The organism is Corynebacterium sp. 335C, assembly GCF_053525695.1.
Genome location: NZ_JASTTB010000001.1, coordinates 1,316,361 through 1,331,033 on the forward strand (window position 1 = coordinate 1,316,361; position 14,673 = coordinate 1,331,033).

Sequence of the window (14,673 nt, forward strand, 5' to 3'; positions counted from 1 at the left end):
TATCATCCCTGGAATGACCGTCTCGCCGTTGGCCGAACCCGCCCGCACGCCGCAGGAGCGGCAGTACATCCTGACCCTGGGCTGCCCCGACACCACGGGCATCGTCGCCCACCTGTCCGGCTTCCTGTCCGACATCGGGGCGTGGATCACCGAGGCGCACTTCTTCTCCGACCCGGAGTCCGGCTGGTTCTTCACCCGCCAGGCCGTCCGCGCCGATGCCCTCGAGATGACGCTGGAGGAGCTGGAGGAGGCGTTCGCCGGCGTCGTCGGCGAGCTCGGCGAGCAGGCCACGTGGCGCGTCACCGACACCGCCCGGCCGAAGAAGGCCGTCATCCTCGTGTCGAAGGAGGGCCACTGCCTCCAGGACCTGCTGGGCCGCGTCGCGCAGAACGACTACCCCATGGAGGTCGCCTGCGTCGTCGGCAACCACCGCGACCTGGAGCCGCTGGCCCGCGCCCACGGCGTGCCGTTCCACCACGTGCCGTTCCCGAAGGACGCCGTCGGCAAGCGCCGCGCGTTCGACGAGGTCGCGGACATCGTCAACGAGCACGACCCGGACGCCGTGGTCCTCGCCCGCTTCATGCAGATCCTCCCGCCGGACCTGTGCGAGACGTGGGCGGGCCGCGCCATCAACATCCACCACAGCTTCCTGCCGTCGTTCATGGGCGCCCGCCCGTACCACCAGGCGCACCGCCGCGGCGTGAAGCTCATCGGCGCGACGTGCCACTACGCCACGCAGGACCTCGACGACGGGCCGATCATCGAGCAGGACGTCATCCGCGTCTCCCACAAGGACACCCCGCGCGACATGCAGCGCGAGGGCCGCGACGCGGAGAAGCAGGTGCTGGCCCGCGGCCTGCGCTGGCACCTCGAGGACCGCGTGCAGGTCTACGGCAACCGCACCGTCGTCTTCGACTGACGCGCCGCGCCGCCGCATGCGCGACGCGGCCCCGGTCACCGTCTCCGGTGGCCGGGGCCGCGTCGTTTCGCGCTTTGCGACGGGACCCGCGCGGGGTCCGTCCCTCCGGCGCGCTACCAGCCGCCCTGCGCGTTGCCGAGGATGTCGCGGATCTGGGGCCGCACGTCCATCCAGTAGACGCCGGTGATGACCAGGCCGGCGATGACGGGGATGCCGAGCATCAACCAGCCCAGCGGCGGCAGCAGCAGGAACACCGCGGAGGCGCCGAGCAGGCCGGCCCACGTGCCGCGGGACTTGCGGTCCGCTGCGTCGAACGCGTCGGGGCGGGTGGTCAGCACCATGACGACGCCGGCGAGGGCGAGCAGGCCGACCACCATGGGCAGGCCCCACTGGAAGAACAGGTCGATGCCCGTCACGGTGTCGCGCCACACGTTGCCGGTGAACACCCTCGTCGGGAACATGGTCGCCCCTCTCCGCCGCCCCGCGGGGCGGCCGTCGCGCTAGCGCGCGCCGCCGTCGGCGGGGCGCTCGTCCTCGTCGGACTCTACGGCATCGTCCGGCGCGCCCGCCGGGCGGGCCACGGACGGGCCGCCGTCGGCGGCGTCGTCGCCGGACTCCGCGGCGCGCTCCGCGTCCTGCGCCGCGCCGTCGGCGGCCTCCGCGGACAGGTCGTCGGCCGCCGGGGCCGGGCGCTCGCCGCGCAGCGCGCCGAGCAGCGACTCGGTCACGTCGGCGGCCTGGCGCAGCAGGGCCTGGACGTTGCCCTGGACGGCGGCGCGGCCGGCCTCCGCGTCCTCGTTGGCGCGGCGGCGCAGATCCTCGCCCGCCTCGCGCAGCCGGTCGGCGACCTCGCCGACGCGGTCCGCGCCCGGGATGCGGTCGGCGCCCGGGATGCGCAGCGACGGGCCGCGGTCGCCGTCGACGACCTCGCCGTCCACGACCTCGCCGTCGCCGGCGGTGCGGCCGGTGCGGACGTCGCCCACGACCTTCTCGCCGCGGGCGGCCAGCTCCGAGTACAGCTGCGAGGCCGCCTCCAGGTAGCCGTCGGCGAGCGCGCGCAGCTGGTCCGGCTGCAGCTGGCCGAGGCCCTTTTCCACGCCGTCCGGCAGGCCGCGGGACGCGCCGAACGCGCGGTCGCCGCCGGCCTGGGCCTTCTGCAGCGCGGCGTTGAACGCCTCCTGCGCCGCGTCGACGGCGCGGAGGAACACGTCGCGGGATTGGTCGCCGACCTGCCCGCCGATCTCCTTCGCCTTCTCGCGGGTCCGCTCGTTGCGGGCCCGCTCCTCCTCGCGCACCCGGCCGCCGATCTCGCCGAGCATCTCGACGGTCTTCGCGCCGGCGCCGATCCACGCGTAGAAGGGCGTGGAGACGAGGTCCATGAGGGAGCGGTCGCGGCGGGCGTCGCCCGCGTCGTCCGCGCTGTTCTGGTCGTTCCGCTGATCGTCGGTCATGGCGGCTCCGTGCCTCCTCGTGCTGCTGGGTGGTCGTCGCCAACAACCTACCCCGGCGGGGGATTTCCCGTCAGCCCCTCGTCCGTTCCCCCCGCCCTGCGGCGGGATCAGTGGCCGAACAGCAGCGTCGACAGGGTGTAGATGGCCAGGCCGGCGAGGGCGCCGACGACGGTGCCGTTGACGCGGATGAACTGCAGATCGCGGCCGACCATCAGCTCGATCTTGCGGGAGGCCTCGTCGGCGTCCCACCGCTCCACCGTCTCCGAGATGATGGAGGTGATCTCGCCGGCGTAGTTCTCCGCCAGGAAGCGCACCGCCCCCTCGATGCGGTGGTCGATGCGGGCCCGCAGCTCCGCGTCGCCGGACAGCCGCTCGCCGTAGTCGCGGGCGGTCTCCGCGAGCTTCCGGCGCAGCAGCGACTCCGGGTCGCGCGCGGCCTCGACGAGCGTCTCCGACGTCGCGGCCCAGATGCGCGCCGAGGCGTCGACGACGGGCCCGGAGCCCATGACGTCCTGCTTCAGCTCCTCGACCTTCGCGACGGTCGCCGGCTCGTTCTGCAGGTCGTGCGCGAGCTTCGCCATGCCGCGGCGGATGGCCTCCCGCGCCTCGTGGTTGGGGTCGGCCTGGACGTGCCACGTCCAGTCGACGAGCTCCCGGTGGACGCGCTCGCCGACGATGTCGCGGACGAACGTCGGCGCCCACGTCGGGCTGCGGTCGCCGACGAGGCGGTCGATGAAGTCCTGCGAGTGCAGGGACTTGCGGTGGGCCCACTCCGCCAGCTGCTGGACGACGGGCTCCGTCCGCCCCTCCTCGATGAGCTGCTCCAGCACGCGGCCGGCGGGCGGGCCCCACTCCGGCTCCGCGAGCCTGTCGACGACGGCCGCGCGGATGACCGCCTCCGCGTCGCGCGGGTCGACGGCCTCCAGCGCGTTGGCGGTGAAGCGGCCGACCTCCGCGGAGACGCGCTCCGGCCCCTCCGGGCGCAGCAGCCACTCGCCGGCGCGCTCGGGGATGCGGGCGTCGCGCACCTTCTCGACGATGAGCGCCGGGTTGAGGAAGTTCTCGCCGACGAAGTCCGCCAGCGCCCCGCCGACCTGGTCCTTCTTCCGCCGCACGATGGCCGTGTGCGGGATGGGGATACCGAGGGGGTGGCGGAACAGCGCGGTGACGGCGAACCAGTCGGCCAGGGCGCCGACCATGCCGGCCTCGCTGGCGGCGCGGACGTAGCCGACCCACGCGGCCGGGGTCTCGCCCGCATCCGCGGCGGCCGCCTCGGTCCACCGGCAGAACAGGTAGATGGCGGCGGCGATGACGAGCAGCGCCGTCGCGAAGGCCTTCGCGCGAAACAGCTCGGAGCGCTTCCGGGCCTCGGTCTCCGGGGACGGGCCGGGCACTGGCAGCGGGCGGCGGTCGGTGTCGGGCTGGGCGTGGTCGGGCATGCCCCCCATTAAACCCCCGCGGGCGGCGGGGCCCGGGATCGGGACGGCGCCCCCGCCCGGGAGGACCCGGGCGGGGGCGCCGCGTGGAGGTGCCGGCGTTCGCCGGACGCGCGTGTCCCCTAGTGGTGGCCGCCGTACTTGCGCACGTAGGCGCGGTACTCGGAGCGGCCCTTGCGGATCATCAGCCAGCCGCCGATGTCCAGCACGAGGGCGGCGATGAGGCCGCCCCAGAGGAAGAGCTGGGCGTTGAAGTCGCCGCCGGCCTGGATGATCTCGCCGGAGCGGCCGATGACGCCCTGGGTGTGGGAATCGTGGGTGCCCCAGACGGTCACGCCCAGGCCGAAGATGAACGTTCCCCAGCCCGCGAGGGACGCGAGGATCATGCCCATGCCGATCCAGGTGGAGCTCCGGTGCAGGGACGAATACTCGGCGTTGAGGCTCTGCGGAACATAGCCCTCGACGAAGTGCTCCTCGCCCGGGTACCGCTCGACCTTGTTGGCAGTGGCCATGGTTGCTGTGTCCTTCCTTAGAACCCGCTCAATGGTTACTCAGCTTAGCCGATGTCAGTCGTCCTTGGAACGGAAGGCCGCGCGGGCCCGCTCCTTGGTGATGGCGGCGACGGCGGTCAGCGGGATGCCGGCCGGGCAGACCTCGGCGCACTCGCCGTACAGCGAGCAGGGGCCGAAGGTCGTCTCGACCTGATCCACCATCTTGCGGGCGCGCTTGCCGCGCTCCTGCTTGCCCATGGGCAGCAGCGACAGGTGCACCAGCTTGGCGCCGGTGAACAGGTGCGCAGCACCGTTCGGGCAGGCCGCGACGCAGGCGCCGCAGCCGATGCAGGCGGCGTGGTCGAGCGCGCGCTCGGCGGTCTCGTGGTTGACGTGCAGCGTGTCGGCGTCGGGGGCGGTGCCGGCCATGACCGACACGAAGCCGCCCTTCTCCATCACGCGGTCCAGCGCGGAGCGGTCCACGACCATGTCCTTGATGACCGGGTACGCCGCGGAGCGGAACGGCTCGATCTTCAGGGTTTCGCCGTCGCTGAACTGGTGGAGGCGCTGCTGGCACGCCGGGGTGTTGCGCCCCGGGCCGTGCGGCCGGCCGTTGACGTTCAGGCCGCAGGTGCCGCAGATGCCCTCGCGGCAGTCGGACGCGAACGCGAAGGGCTCGCGGCCGGACTCGACGTACTTGGTGTTCACGTGGTCGAGCAGCTCGAGGATGGACATCTCGGGGACGGCGTCGTCGACGTCCACCGACTCGTAGTGCCCCTCCGACTGCGGCCCGGCCTGCTTCCAGATTTCAAGATGCAGCTTCATTACTTGTAATTCCTCGTCATCAGGGGGACCTCGTCGAACACCAGCGGCTCCGCGTGGCGGATGAACTCGCAGTTGTCCTTCAGCTCCCAGGGGTGGCCGTTGTCGCCGCGCTCCCACGCGGAGACGAAGCACCAGTTGGCGTCGTCGCGCTCGGCCTCGCCCTCGTCGTCGATGTGATCCTCGCGGTAGTGCGCGCCGCAGGACTCGTCGCGGTCCAGGGCGTCGATGCACATGAGCTCGCCCAGGTCCAGGTAGTCGGCCACGCGGGCCGCGTACTCGAGCTGCTGGTTCATCTCGTGCTGCTCGCCCGGGATGAACAGGTCGCTCCAGAAGTCCGCGCGGATGCGGCGGATGTTCTCCAGGCCCTCCGCGAGGTCCTTGGTGTTGCGGGCCACGCCGCAGACGCGGTACAGCTCCTCGCCCAGCTGGCGGTGGAAGTACTCGGCGCCGTGGGAGCCGCCGATGGACATCAGCTTGTCCAGGCGGGCCTGCGCGCGGTCCTTCGCGGCCTGGGCCTCCGGGGCCTCCTCCGGCAGGCGCTCGGAGCCGAGCAGCGGGCCGAGGTAGTTCGGGACGGAGAACGGCAGGGTGAACCAGCCGTCGACCGACGCCGACAGGAGGGAGTTGGCGCCCAGGCGGTTGGCGCCGTGGTAGGTCCAGGAGCACTCGCCGCCGGTGAACAAGCCCGGGATGGAGGTCATCTGGTTGAAGTCGCTCCACAGGCCGCCCATGGTGAAGTGGCAGGTCGGCGCGATGCGCATCGGGACCTCGTACGGGTCCTCGCCGATGGCCTCCTCGTACATCTGGATCAGGTTGGAGTAGCGCTCGCGGATGGTGTCCTTGCCCAGGCGGGCGATGGCGTCGCCGAGATCCATGTACACGGAGTTGTGCAGCGGGCCGACGCCGTAGCCGGCGTTGATCTGCTGCGCGTTGGCGCGGGACGCGACGTCGCGCGGGACCAGGTTGCCGAAGGCCGGGTAGCGGCGCTCCAGGAAGTAGTCGCGCTCGTCCTCCGGGATGTCCTTCGCGGCGCGGTCGTCGCCCTTCTCCTTCGGGGTCCAGATGCGCGCGTCGTTGCGCAGGGACTCCGACATCAGGATGGTCTTGGACTGCCAGTGGGCGTTGACCGGGAGGCCGGTCGGGTGGAACTGGATGAACGACGGGGACGCGAAGTACGCGCCCTGGTCGTACGCGCGCATGATGGCGGACGCGTTCGAGTTCTTGGCCAGCGTGGACATGTGGTACACGTTGCCGTACCCGCCGGTGCCCAGGATGACCGCGTGCGCGGTGTGGACCGTGAGCTCGCCGGTGATGAGGTTGCGGAACACCGCGCCCTGGCAGCGGCCGTCGGCGACGATGAGGTCCACCATGTCGTGGTGGGTGAACATCTCGACGTTGCCCAGGCCGACCTGGCGCTGGAGCGCGGAGGCCGTCGACAGCTGCAGCTGCTGGCCCGTCTGGCCGCGGGTGTAGTAGGTGCGGGACACCTGGACGCCGCCGAAGGAGCGGGTGGCCAGGGTGCCGCCGTACTCGCGGGCGAACGGCGCGCCGATGGCGTTCATGTGGTCGATGACGCGCACCGACTCCTCGGCCAGGCGCCAGCAGTCGTTCTCGCGGCAGCGGAAGTCGCCGCCCTTGACCGCGTCCTTGACCAGGCGGTACGTGCCGTCGTTGTCGACCTTCTTGCCGCGGGCGGAGTTGACGCCGCCCTGCGCGGCGATGGAGTGCGCGCGACGCGGGGCGTCGTGGTACGTGAAGGCCTTCACGTCGTAGCCGAGCTCGCCGAGGGCGGCGGCGGCCGCGCCGGCGGCGAGGCCGGTGCCGACGACGAGGATGCGGAACTTCGCGCGGTTCAGCGGCGAGACCAGGTTGTAGTGGTCCTTCTGGTAGGTCCAGTGGTCGCGCATGCGGACCTTGCCGCCGGGGCTGTTGTCAGACAGGACCTTGCCCGGCTTGACGCCGGCGACGCAGCTCTCCGGATGCGTGAAGTCCTCGTCCCGGGTGATGGCAGTGGCTTCAGACATTTCCTCTACTCCTTACGCCTTAGCCGACCCAGCCGGCCAGGACGGCGACGGGGATGGAGATGTTGCCGACGACCACGATCAGCGGGATCGCGCCGGACAGGAACAGGAGCACCTTGCGCCAGCGGTGGCCGGTGATGCCGAGGTCGCTGGTCGCGGTCCACAGGCCGTGGGACAGGTGCAGCAGCAGCGCCAGCTGGGCGATGATGTACCAGATGGCGACGATCGGGCGGCTGAACGAGGCGACGACGTTGGCGTAGGCCTCGCCGTGCTCGAACACGTCCGCGGCCGCCGGGGCGACGCCCAGGGTCAGGTCCAGGATGTGGAAGACGATGAACGCCAGCAGCACGACGCCGGTGATGATCATCGAGCGCGCGGTGAAGGTGTTCCAGCTGGACACCATGCCCTTGCGGCGGAACTTGCCGCGGGACTTGCGGCCGCGGCCGTGCAGCGCGAACGCGCCGTAGACGTGCAGCAGCAGGGAGACCAGCAGAACGATGCGGAAGATCCACAGCACGCCCTCGTTCGGGACGGCCGGGTAGCCGACCGAGCGCAGGAACTCGGCGTAGGCGTTGAAATGCTCCGCGCCGGTGAAGATCTTCAGGTTGCCCACCATGTGGACGATGACGAAGAGCCCGAAGATGACGCCCGTGACGGCCATCGTCAGCTTCAGGGCCCAGGACGGGAACTTCGGCCGCTCGCGGAGCGGATCCGTCGTGATTTTGCCGTGCGCGATCGCGTCACGGTTGGAACTAGTAACAGTCATGGCACCTCCAGTGTCACGTTCACTTTAAATTCCCTGAGGGCCACGGCACCATTCCACCCCCATATAGGTGGGGAATCTCACGTTCACCCCCCATTTCGCCTCATTTTTTCTCAGGTTAGGCGATCCTGGGTTGGAAATCGGGGGCGGAAGGGGGCCGAAATACCCGTTTTCAGCACCATTTCACCCCCGCCATCCCCCGCCCCGCGGTCCGCAAGCCCCCGACGTGCGCGTATGCGCCGGTGACCCCTCCCCCGCGGGAACGCGGAAACGCCGCGGACGGTGCACTCCGTCCGCGGCGTTCCGCGTCGTCTCCCCCGTCCGGGTCCGGCGGCGGCGTTTGCGGGGGCCGTTTCGGGCCCGAATCGTCCCGATCCGGCGCCTCCGCGGCCCGTCCGCGCGCCTCCCCCGGCTACCCGGCGGCGCCCTCCGGATCGGCGCCGCCGTCGCCCGGATCGTCGTCACGCGACGGACCGCGGGAGTCGCCGACGACGACCGTGAGCGGCTCCCGGTCCACGACGACGTCGTGGCCGCCGACGCGGATCGGGCCGACCGCGTGCTCGCCCTCCTCCAGCACGACCTCCACCGTGCGGGCGCGGACGGTGACGCGGACGCGGCAGCCGTGGACGGTGACGCGGTAGGTCAGGCCGTCCCAGCCCTCCGGCAGGCGCGGGTCGATGGAGAAGTGCCCGCCGTGGTCGCGGAAGCCGCCGAAGCCGCACACGACGGACTGCCACACGCCGCCGGCGGAGGCGACGTGCACTCCGTCGGCGGTGTTGCCGTGCATGTCGGCGAGGTCGACGTAGAGGCCGCGGAGGAAGAAGTCCATCGCCTTGTCGCCGTAGCCGAGCTCGGCGGCGACGATCGACTGGACGACCGCCGACAGCGACGAGTCGCCCGTCGTCAGCGGGTCGTAGTAGTCGTAGTCCGCCCGCTTCTGCTCCATCGTGAACAGGTCGCCGCGCAGGTAGAGCGCCAGCACGACGTCGGCCTGCTTGATCACCTGGTGCCGGTAGATGGTCAGCGGGTGGTAGTAGAGCAGCAGCGGCCGCTTCGGCCCCTCCTCCGGGTCGTCGAGGTTCCACCGCTTGCGCAGCAGGAACTGGTCGTCCTGCGGGTGGATGCCCAGCTCCTCGTTGAAGTTGACGTACATGGCGGAGGCGGCCTCCTCCCACTCGAGGACCTCCGCCTCCTCCAGGTCGTGGCGGTGGACGACCGCGCGGAACTCCTCGGGCCGCTCGCGGCGCATCTGCCTGACGACGTCCGCCGCGGCGTCGAGGTTGAACTGCGCCATGACGTTCGTATACAGGTTGTTGTTCACGACGGTGTTGTACTCGTCGGGGCCGGTCACGGAGTGGATGTGGAACTCCGACCGGTCGGGGCTGAAGAAGCCCAGCGACATCCAGAACCGCGCGGTGTTGACCAGCAGGTCGATGCCCTCGCGCAGCAGGAAGTCCACGTCGCCGGTGGCGTAGACGTACTTCATCAGCGCGTACACGATGTCCGCGTCGATGTGGTACTGCGCCGTACCGGCCGCGTAGTACGCCGACGACTCCATGCCGTTGATGGTGCGCCACGGGAACAGGGCGCCGTCGTGGGCCAGCTCGTCCGCGCGATCGCGGGCCGCGTCCAGCATGTTGTAGCGGAACCGCAGCGCCGACCGGGCCAGCGCCGGCGACGTGTAGGTGAGGAACGGCAGGACGTAGATCTCCGTGTCCCAGAAGTAGTGGCCGCCGTAGCCCGTGCCGGTCATGCCCTTGGCGGGCACGCCCTGCACCTCCGCCCGGGCGGAGGCCTGGATGAGCTGGAAGATGTTCCAGCGCACGGCCTGCTGCAGCTCGGGGCGGTTGTGGATGACGACGTCGGAGCGCTCCCAGAACCGCTCGAGCCACTCCTGCTGGTTCTCCTGCAGCGTGCGCAGGCCGACGCGGCGGGCGCGGTTCAGCGTGCGGGCGCAGCGGAACGCCAGCTCCTCGCCGTGGACGTGGCGGGAGGAGTGGTAGGCGACGAACTTCTCCAGTCGGATGACCGTGCCCTTGACGGCGTTGACGTGGTGCATCACCGACGCGGCGTCCTCGCCGACGGAGACGTCGATCTCCGTGTACGGCTCCTCCCCGTCCGGGGAGGTCACCGTCACCTCGTGGTCGGCGCCGCAGGCGACGGTCATGCCGGAGCGCGCGCAGCGGTAGGCCAGCGTCACGCGGCCGGTCTCGTCGGTGGTCTGCAGCGTCGGGATGAGGACGCGCTCCTCCAGCGCCTCGCCGCGGCGCGGGTCCATCTCCTGGCCCTGCGCGTTGGCGGCGTCGTGGTACTCGTCTTCGCCGTCCTGGCGGTTGAGGATCTGGGAGTTGATGACGATCGCGGCGTCGGAGTCGAGCAGCTCGACCTCGAGGCTCATCACCGCCAGGTGCTTCTCCTGGAACGACACCATCCGGTCCGCGGTGACGCGGACCTTCTTGCCGCCCGGGGTGCGCCACACGAAGGAGCGGCGCAGGACGCCCTCGCGGAAGTCGAGGGAGCGCTCGTAGTCGAAGGTCTCCGCGTTGGCCAGGCGCAGCGGCTCGTCGTCGACGTAGAGGCGCATCGCCTTCGCGTCGGGGGCGTTGATGATGGTCTGGCCCTCGCGCGCCAGGCCGTAGGCGTCCTCCGCGTGGCGGATGGACCACGTCTCGTGCAGGCCGTTGATGTAGGTGCCGTGCTCGGCGGAGTCGCGGCCCTCCGGCGGGTTGGCGCGCATGCCGATGTAGCCGTTGGACAGGGCGAACAGCGTCTCGGCGAGGCCGAGCGGCAGGCCCTGCGGCACCGCCTCCGTCAGGCGCCACTCGTCGGCCGGGGTGACGTCGCGGTTCATCAGGCCCTCGGCGTCGACGAGGTGATGGTGGCTGTCGGCGCGGCCGGCCGGGAAGTCGCGGCGGGCGCGGCGGCGGCGCTCGGAGGTGTTGGACGACGCGGCCGCGGCGGCCGAGGCCATGCCGTCGACGTACGGCGCGGCCTGCGCGGCGGCCATCTCGGCGGCCTCGTCCTGCTCCTCGTCGTTGGCGCGGGCGCCGGCCTCGGGGTCCACGTGGGTCTCGTCGGCGCTCATCGGACCAGCTCCCCCAGGTCGGCGACGACGACGTCGGCGCCGGCGGCCAGCAGCTCGTCGCGGCCGGCGCCGCGGTCGACGCCGACGACGAGGCCGAAGTCCCCGGCCGCGCCGGAGCGGACGCCGGACAGCGCGTCCTCCACGACGACGGCGCGGGAGGCCGGCACGCCGAGCTTCCCCGCCGCCGCGAGGTAGGTGTCGGGGGCGGGCTTGCCGGGCAGGCCCTCGGCGTGCGCGACCTCCCCGTCGACGATGACGGGGAAGCGGTCGAGCAGGCCGGCGGCGCGCAGCACGGGCACCGCGTTGCGGGAGGAGCTGACGACGGCGACCGCCGGGCCGTCCTCGGCCGCGGCCAGCCGGTCCAGCAGCGCGACGGAGCCCGGGTAGGGCTCGACGCCGGCGGCGACGCGGGCCAGGAAGTCGCGGTTCTTGCGCTTGCCCAGGCCGACGACCGTGTCGTCCTCCGGGGAGTCGTCCTCCGACCCGTCGGGCAGCTCGATGCCGCGGGAGGCGAGCAGCGCCCGGATGCCCTCGTCGCGGCGGCGGCCGTCGAGGTGCTCGAAGTAGTCGGCGCCCGTGTAGGGCTCCGCCCCGCGGGCCTCGAGGAACGCGGAGAACATGTCCCCCCACGCGGCCTCGTGGATGTCGGCGGTCGGCGTGAGCACGCCGTCGAGGTCGAACAGGACCGCGCCGTATTCGGCGAGGTCCGCTGCGGCGTCCGTCGTCATGGGCGAAATGTCCTTCACTGCGTCGGGGACGTGGGGCGCGTCCCAGCCTAGCGGGACGGGGGTATCCTCCGCCCCATGAGCACTGACGCGCCCCGGTCCCGCAGGCCCTCCGGAACCTCCCGCGCCGGCGGCCACGACCCGGCCGCGGACGGGGACGACGAGGAGCGGTCGCGCCGCTTCGGTGACCTGCTGGTCCTCCTCGCCGTCACCGCCCCCGCGCTGCAGCTGCTGATGCGCTACGTCCTCGTCCCCGAGGGGCAGCGTACGCTGCTCGCGCTGTTCTGCGGCATGGTCGTGCTCGAGGCCGCCGCCATCCTCGGCGCCGGCCTGTGGACCGGCCTGGGCACCCGCGCCCAGCGCGTCGTCATCCCCGCCGCCGCGCTCGGCGTGACGGTGCTGTTCTTCGTCGCGTTCGCGGTCGTCGGAGTCTGACGCCGCCGGGGATCGCGCCCGGGGAGCCGGCGCGGGTGCCGTCGCACAGCAACGACGTAAGCCGCGCACCGCACGCACCCGCGCACCCGCGCACCCGCGCACCCGCGCACCCGCGCACCCGCGCACGGAAAAGGCCGCCGCGGCCCCGCCCCCGAGGGGGAGGGACCGCGGCGGCCCGCGCCCGTCAGGGACGGGCGGCGCGGAGCGCGTCAGATGCGGCCGGGACTAGTCCTGGTCGATGCCCTCGCGCTCCTTGAACGCCAGGCGGGAGCGGTGGAGGATCGGCTCGGTGTAGCCGGACGGCTGCTTCGTGCCCTCCAGGATGAGCTCCTTCGCGGCCTGCCAGCCGATGGACTTGTCGAAGTCCGCGGCCATCGGCAGGTACGCCTCGTCGCCCTCGTTCTGGCGGTCGACGACCTCGGCCATGCGCTTGAGGGAGTCGATGATCTGCTCCTCGGACACGACGCCGTGGGTCAGCCAGTTCGCCAGGGTCTGGGAGGAGATGCGCAGCGTGGCGCGGTCCTCCATCAGGTCGACGTCGTTGATGTCCGGCACCTTGGAGCAGCCGACGCCCTGCTCGACCCAGCGGATGACGTAGCCGAGGATCGACTGGCAGTTGTTGTCCAGCTCGTTCTGCTTCTCGTCGTCCGACCAGTCGGCGCCCGGCTCGCCGGCCTTCGCGGCGTCGACCGGGATGGTCAGCAGGTCGGCCTTGGTGTCGCGGCGGCCCTCGGTCATGAGCTTGTCCTGGACGCCGAAGACGTCGACCTCGTGGTAGTGGGTCGCGTGCAGCACGGCGCCGGTCGGGGACGGCACCCACGCGGTGGAGGCGCCCTGCTTCGGCTGGCCGATCTTCTGCTCCAGCAGCTCGGCCATCTGCTCGGTCATGGCCCACATGCCCTTGCCGATCTGCGCCTTGCCCTGCAGGCCGTGCGCCAGGCCGGCGTCGACGTTGTTGTCCTCGTAGGCCAGCATCCACGGGGCGGTCTTCTGGACGGCCTTGCGGTAGACCGGGCCCGCCTGCATGGAGGTGTGGATCTCGTCGCCGGTGCGGTCCATGAAGCCGGTGTTGATGAACACCACGCGCTCCGAGACCTCCTTGATGCAGGCGTCGAGGTTGACGGAGGTGCGGCGCTCCTCGTCCATGAGGCCGACCTTCATGGTGTTGCGCTCGAGGCCCAGCAGGTCCTCGACGTCCGCGAAGAGGGCGTTGGTGAACGCGACCTCGTCGGGGCCGTGCTGCTTCGGCTTCACGATGTAGATGGAGCCGGTGCGGGAGTTCTTGCGCTTGTTGTCCTGGTCGAGGCCCGGGATGGCGCAGATCGGGGTGATGACCGCGTCCATGATGCCCTCGAAGATCTCGTTGCCGTCGCGGTCGAGGATCGCGGGGTTGCGCATCAGGTGGCCGACGTTGCGGACCAGGTTGAGGGAGCGGCCGTGCAGGACCTGCGTGTTGCCCTCGAGGTCGGTGTACTCACGGTCGTCGTTGATGGCGCGCTTGGCGGGCTTGCCGCCCTTCATGATGTCGAGCTCGAGGTCGCCGACGTTCAGGCCCAGCCAGTTGGTGTAGCCGAGGGTCTTGTCCGCGGCGTCGACCGCGGCGACGGAGTCCTCGAGGTCCATGATGTTGGTGACCGCGGCCTCCAGGAAGATGTCCTTGACGCCGGCCTTGTCGGTCTTGCCGACCGGGGACTCGGCGTCGATGAGGATCTGGATGTGCAGGCCGTTGTGCTTGAGGTAGATGGAGGACGGGTTCTCCAGCTCGCCGGTGTAGCCGGCGAGGACCTCCGGCTCGCGCAGGCCGACCTGCTCGCCGTTCACGGTGGCGACGAAGCGGCCGTCGGCGATGGCGTAGCCCTCGGCGTCGGCGTGGGAGCCGTCGACCAGCGGGACGGCCTTGTCCAGGAAGTCGCGGCCCCAGGCGATGACGCGGTCGCCGCGGACCTTGTTGTAGCCCGGGGTGTCCTTCTCGGCGCCGCCCTCCTCGGAGATGGCGTTGGTGCCGTACAGGGCGTCGTAGAGGGAGCCCCAGCGCGCGTTGGCGGCGTTGATGGCGAAGCGGGCGTTGAGGACCGGGACGACCAGCTGCGGGCCGGCGGTGACGGTGATCTCGTCGTCGACGTTGGCGGTGGTGACCTGGTAGTCGCCCGGCTCGTCGACGAGGTAGCCGATCTCCTTGAGGAACGCGACGTAGGCGTCGTGGTCCTGCTTGCCCGGGTTCTCGCGGTACCAGTCGTCGAGCTTGGCCTGCAGCTCGTCGCGGACGGCGAGGAGCTCGGCGTTGCGCGGGGTGTGCTTGGCGACGATGTCGCCGAAGCCCTGCCAGAACGCCTCCTTGTCCTCGATGCCGGCGGCCGGCAGCGCAGTGTCGTTGACGAAGTCGTACAGGACCTTGGCGACCTGGAGGCCGCCGGCGGTGATGCGCTCGGTCATTTCTCTCCTCTGTGAAGACGGGTGTCTTGCGGTTCTGGGGCCACACCCTATGTGATCCCGGTTACGCGCGGCGGCGGAAGTGACGGGGA

At 71.3% G+C, this 14,673-nt stretch carries 12 protein-coding genes; 2 read left to right on the forward strand and 10 right to left on the reverse strand.

Going from position 1 to position 14,673, the window contains the following annotated elements; genetic code table 11:
* Positions 1 to 13: 13 nt before the first annotated feature.
* A complete protein-coding gene (purU, locus tag QQS41_RS05725; RefSeq protein ID WP_448851686.1) occupies positions 14 to 919 on the forward strand; it encodes a formyltetrahydrofolate deformylase in 906 nt (301 codons plus the stop codon).
* 113 nt (positions 920 to 1,032) lie between these two features.
* Here the strand turns inward: purU and QQS41_RS05730 are convergent, their stop codons facing one another.
* The 9 genes from QQS41_RS05730 to QQS41_RS05770 form a co-directional block, all read right to left on the reverse strand.
* On the reverse strand, positions 1,033 to 1,380 hold the full coding sequence (locus QQS41_RS05730) for a DUF2516 family protein (RefSeq protein WP_448851687.1): 348 nt from the start codon (positions 1,378 to 1,380) through the stop codon (positions 1,033 to 1,035).
* Between the two features lie 39 nt (positions 1,381 to 1,419).
* Complete coding sequence (locus QQS41_RS05735; protein WP_448851688.1) at positions 1,420 to 2,370, reverse strand: hypothetical protein; 951 nt, start codon at positions 2,368 to 2,370, stop codon at positions 1,420 to 1,422.
* Positions 2,371 to 2,477: 107 nt separating this feature from the next.
* Entirely contained in the window at positions 2,478 to 3,818 is a 1,341-nt protein-coding gene (locus QQS41_RS05740) for a DUF445 domain-containing protein (protein ID WP_448851689.1), read from the reverse strand.
* A 110-nt stretch (positions 3,819 to 3,928) separates the two neighbouring features.
* A complete protein-coding gene (locus QQS41_RS05745; protein WP_448851690.1) occupies positions 3,929 to 4,318 on the reverse strand; it encodes a hypothetical protein in 390 nt (129 codons plus the stop codon).
* A gap of 54 nt (positions 4,319 to 4,372) precedes the next feature.
* Positions 4,373 to 5,122, reverse strand: coding sequence for a succinate dehydrogenase/fumarate reductase iron-sulfur subunit (locus tag QQS41_RS05750; protein ID WP_448851691.1), 750 nt, complete (start codon positions 5,120 to 5,122; stop codon positions 4,373 to 4,375).
* Positions 5,122 to 7,146 carry a fumarate reductase/succinate dehydrogenase flavoprotein subunit gene (locus QQS41_RS05755; protein ID WP_448851692.1) on the reverse strand — a complete coding sequence of 675 codons (2,025 nt, stop codon included), beginning with the start codon at positions 7,144 to 7,146 and terminating at the stop codon, positions 5,122 to 5,124. The genes QQS41_RS05750 and QQS41_RS05755 overlap by 1 nt, the downstream gene beginning before the upstream one ends.
* A 19-nt stretch (positions 7,147 to 7,165) precedes the next feature.
* On the reverse strand, positions 7,166 to 7,909 hold the full coding sequence (locus QQS41_RS05760) for a succinate dehydrogenase cytochrome b subunit (protein ID WP_448851693.1): 744 nt from the start codon (positions 7,907 to 7,909) through the stop codon (positions 7,166 to 7,168).
* Positions 7,910 to 8,318: 409 nt separating this feature from the next.
* Positions 8,319 to 10,877 carry a glycoside hydrolase family 65 protein gene (locus QQS41_RS05765; RefSeq protein ID WP_448851989.1) on the reverse strand — a complete coding sequence of 853 codons (2,559 nt, stop codon included), beginning with the start codon at positions 10,875 to 10,877 and terminating at the stop codon, positions 8,319 to 8,321.
* A 110-nt stretch (positions 10,878 to 10,987) separates the two neighbouring features.
* A complete protein-coding gene (locus tag QQS41_RS05770; protein ID WP_448851694.1) occupies positions 10,988 to 11,719 on the reverse strand; it encodes an HAD family hydrolase in 732 nt (243 codons plus the stop codon).
* Between the two features lie 75 nt (positions 11,720 to 11,794).
* Here QQS41_RS05770 and QQS41_RS05775 point away from each other — a divergent pair, with 75 nt between their 5' ends.
* Positions 11,795 to 12,151, forward strand: a complete 357-nt coding sequence (locus QQS41_RS05775) for a hypothetical protein (RefSeq protein WP_448851695.1) — start codon at positions 11,795 to 11,797, stop codon at positions 12,149 to 12,151.
* Positions 12,152 to 12,376: 225 nt separating this feature from the next.
* On the opposite strand, the gene QQS41_RS05780 is transcribed toward QQS41_RS05775, so the two are convergent.
* Positions 12,377 to 14,584, reverse strand: a complete 2,208-nt coding sequence (locus tag QQS41_RS05780; RefSeq protein WP_448851696.1) for a malate synthase G — start codon at positions 14,582 to 14,584, stop codon at positions 12,377 to 12,379.
* Positions 14,585 to 14,673: the final 89 nt, after the last annotated feature.